Source organism: Stenotrophomonas sp. HMWF003, assembly GCF_003061285.1.
In the GTDB taxonomy this organism is placed as follows: domain Bacteria; phylum Pseudomonadota; class Gammaproteobacteria; order Xanthomonadales; family Xanthomonadaceae; genus Stenotrophomonas; species Stenotrophomonas maltophilia_AP.
The window spans coordinates 8446-11811 of the sequence record NZ_QAIW01000380.1; the positions used below are offsets into that span (position 1 = coordinate 8446).

5 protein-coding genes are annotated in these 3366 nt (G+C 68.2%); all 5 read right to left on the reverse strand.

Annotation, left to right across the window (positions count from 1 at the left end; all coding sequences use genetic code 11):
• The coding region (locus DBR34_RS23465) for a rod-binding protein (protein ID WP_258224015.1) at window positions 1-249 on the reverse strand (249 nt) is incomplete at its 3' end.
• Window position 250: 1 nt separating this feature from the next.
• On the reverse strand, window positions 251-1348 hold the full coding sequence (locus DBR34_RS16245; RefSeq protein ID WP_181394039.1) for a flagellar basal body P-ring protein FlgI: 1098 nt from the start codon (window positions 1346-1348) through the stop codon (window positions 251-253).
• 94 nt (window positions 1349-1442) lie between these two features.
• Window positions 1443-2135, reverse strand: coding sequence for a flagellar basal body L-ring protein FlgH (gene flgH / locus DBR34_RS16250; RefSeq protein ID WP_128097571.1), 693 nt, complete (start codon window positions 2133-2135; stop codon window positions 1443-1445).
• A gap of 23 nt (window positions 2136-2158) precedes the next feature.
• The gene (flgG, locus tag DBR34_RS16255; protein WP_038688435.1) at window positions 2159-2944 is read right to left on the reverse strand and encodes a flagellar basal-body rod protein FlgG; all 786 of its coding nucleotides are present in this window, start codon (window positions 2942-2944) and stop codon (window positions 2159-2161) included.
• A 106-nt stretch (window positions 2945-3050) separates the two neighbouring features.
• On the reverse strand, window positions 3051-3366 hold a 316-nt coding region (locus DBR34_RS23470), incomplete at its 5' end, for a flagellar basal body rod C-terminal domain-containing protein (protein ID WP_308812559.1).

Sequence of the window (3366 nt, forward strand, 5' to 3'; positions counted from 1 at the left end):
CTGCCGGGTGATCATCGCCGACAGCCCCAGGCCGCGGCCACGGGTCATCGCCTCGGCGATCTTCTTGTCGTACATCTCGCGGAACATGGTGTTTTCGGCGGGAAACAGCGAATCGCCGAAGCTGGCATCGCGCATGCTCTTGACCAGCATCTGCGCGAACTGGCCTTCCAGCTGGCGCGCCACCTTGTCGACCTTGGCCGGGCTGTTGGCCTGGGCCGGATTGAGTTCCAGTGCGGGATTGATGCGCATGTCAGATCACCTCGAGTTCGGCGCTCAGCGCGCCGGCCTGCTTGAGGGCTTCCAGGATGGCGATCAGGTCGCCGGGGGCCGCGCCCACCGCGTTGACCGCGTGCACGATCTCGTCCAGCGTGGTGCCGCCGGTGAACTTGAACATGCGGCTGCCATCGTTGGTGGCGGTGATGGTGGACTGCGGCGTGGCCACGGTCTGGCCATTGCCGAACGCGTTGGGCTGGCTGACGTTGGTGTTTTCGTTGATGGTCACGGTCAGCGAGCCATGCGAAATGGCGGCCGCGCCCACCCGCACCTGCGCGCCGATCACCACCGTGCCGGTACGCGCGTTGACCACCACCTTGGCCGGCGCACTGCCGGGGGTGAGTTCCAGGTTCTCGATGCGGGCCAGCAGGCCGATGCGCGCGCCCGGGTCGCTGGGCGACTGCACCGACACTGTCACGCCGTCGATCGCCCGCGCCGCGCCGTCGCCGAAGGCGTTGTTGAGTGCGGCGACCATGCGCGACACCGTGGTGAAGTCGTTCTTGTGCAGGTTCAGGGTGATGTCGCCGCCGCCGTTGAACACGTCCGGCAGGGCGCGCTCGACAGTGGCACCGTTGGGAATGCGGCCCACGCTGGGCACGTTCACCGACACCCGTGAGCCGTCCTTGCCCTGCGCGCCGAAGCCGCCGACCACCAGGTTGCCCTGGGCGATCGCGTAGACCTGGCCGTCGGCACCGCGCAGCGGGGCCATCAGCAGCGAGCCGCCGCGCAGCGACACCGCGTTGCCGATCGACGACACGGTGATGTCGATCGGCTGGCCCGGCTTGGCGAACGGCGGCAGCTCGGCATGGATCGCCACGGCGGCCACGTTCTTCAGCTGCGGGTTGACGTTGGCCGGCACGTTGACGCCCAGCTCGCCCAGCAGGTTCTTCAGGCTCTGCACGGTGAAGGGCGCCTGGCTGGTGCGGTCGCCGCTGCCATCCAGGCCGACCACCAGGCCATAGCCCACCAGCGCGTTGGTGCGCACGCCGCCCACCTGGGCCAGGTCCTTGATGCGCTCGGCAGACGCCGGGGCAACCACCGCGAACACGGCCAGCAGCGCCAGCACCGCGCGCATCGGGTAGAGCGACGCCGCGCGTCGCTGCTGTGCCGCGTAGAGCGACGTCATGCGTCGCTGCCCGAACAGGGAGAAGAAGGAGGTCATGTCAGGCTCAGAACGGCGTCAACGCCGAGTTGAAGAAGCGGCTCAGCCAGCCCATGGCATTGGACTGGGCAACCGGGCCGCGGCCGCCGTAGACGATGCGGGCATCGGCAACGCGGCTGGACGGAATGGTGTTGTCGGGGAAGATGTCCGCGGCGCGCACGATGCCCTGCACCTGCACCAGCTCGTCGCCCTGGTTCAGGCGCAGGTTCTTGGCACCCTGGACCACCAGGTTGCCGTTGGGCAGGCGCTGCACCACCGTGACGGTCACGCTGCCCTGCAGGCGGTTGCTCTGCGCGCTGGTGCCCTTGCCGGTGAAGTCGCGTGAACCGGCCGCGCTGGCAGCCAGGATGTCCTTGCCGCCCAGCGTCACCGGTGCGCCGAACAGGGTCGGGGTGCCGATGCTCAGCTCCGATTCCTTGGCCGTGGTGGTGTTGGCGGTGGTCTGCGCGGTGGTGCTTTCGGTCAGGGTGATGGTCAGCAGGTCGCCGACGTCACGCGCGCGGCGGTCCGAGTACAGCTGCAGGCCGGGGCCGGCGGCGTAGATCGCACCGGCGGTGGCCTGCGCGGTGGGCGCCACGATCGGGGTGATCGGCGCCATCGCGGGATAGGGCCGGACATCGCCGGCGATGACGCAGCCGCCGAGCAGGGCGACCACGGAGCTGGCAAGCAGCAGGCGAAGGGTAGGGCGCAGGGGCGACATGGCAGTGCTTCCGGTTCGGCCGATCAGACGTTCTGGTTGAGGTAACCGAGCATCGCGTCGGTGGTGGAGATCGCCTTGGCGTTCATTTCGTAGGCGCGCTGGGTTTCGATCATCGACACCAGCTCTTCGACCACGTTGACGTTGCTGCCTTCCAGCGCGCCCTGTACCACGCCGCCCAGGCCGTTCAGGCCGGGGTTGCCGTTCTGTGCGGGGCCTGAAGCGGTGGTTTCCAGGAACAGGTTTTCACCGCGTGCCTGCAGGCCGGCCGGGTTGACGAAGTCGGTCAGGGTCAGCGCGCCGATCTCCACCGAGGCGGCGTCGTCGGCCATCTTCACGCTGATGGTGCCGTCGGTGCCGATCGTGAGCGACTGCGCGCCTTCGGGAATCTGGATGCCCGGCTGCACCGGGTAGCCGCTGTTGGTGACCAGCTCGCCCTGCTGGTTGCGCTGGAACGAGCCGTCACGGGTGTAGGCCGAGGAACCGTCGGGCATCTGCACTTCGAAGAAGCCGCGGCCGTTGACCATCACGTCCAGCGCGCGACCGGTCTGCTGCTGGCTGCCTTGCTCGAAGTTCTTCGAGGTGGCCACCACGCGCACGCCGGTGCCCAGCTGCAGGCCGGTGGGCAGCTGGGTCTGCGCCGAGGAGGCGCCGCCGGGCTGACGCACCTGCTGGTACAGCAGGTCTTCGAAACTGGCACGGTCCTGCTTGAAACCGGTGGTGTTGGTGTTGGCGAGGTTGTTGGAAACCACCGACATGCGCGTCTGCTGCGCATCCAGTCCGGTCTTGGCGATCCACAATGCCTGGTTCATGACGATGTTCCTTTGTCTGTTGCGGGTGGCCGCATGCGGCGGCCGTTACAGGGAGCGAATGCATGGCGCGTGCCAGAACCGCGCCGGAAAGCCGTCACCGGGGCGATCAGCCGCCCAGGCGCAGCAGGCTGTTGGCGCTGCGGGCGTTGTCGTCGCCGTGCTTGATCACCTTCACCTGCATTTCGTACTGGCGTTGCAGCTGGATCATCTGCACCAGCGCGCCGGCGGCATCCACGTTGCTGCCTTCCAGCTGGCCGCTTTCCAGCGACTTGCCCTGGGCCTGCACGAACGGCTGCTGCGGGTCGGTGTTGCGCATCAGCCCGTCCAGGCCGCGTTCCAGGCGTTCGTCGGCGGCGGCGACCACGCGGATCCGGCCAATGTTGGCCATGGTCTGCGGGCCTTCGCCCAGCGGAATGATCGAG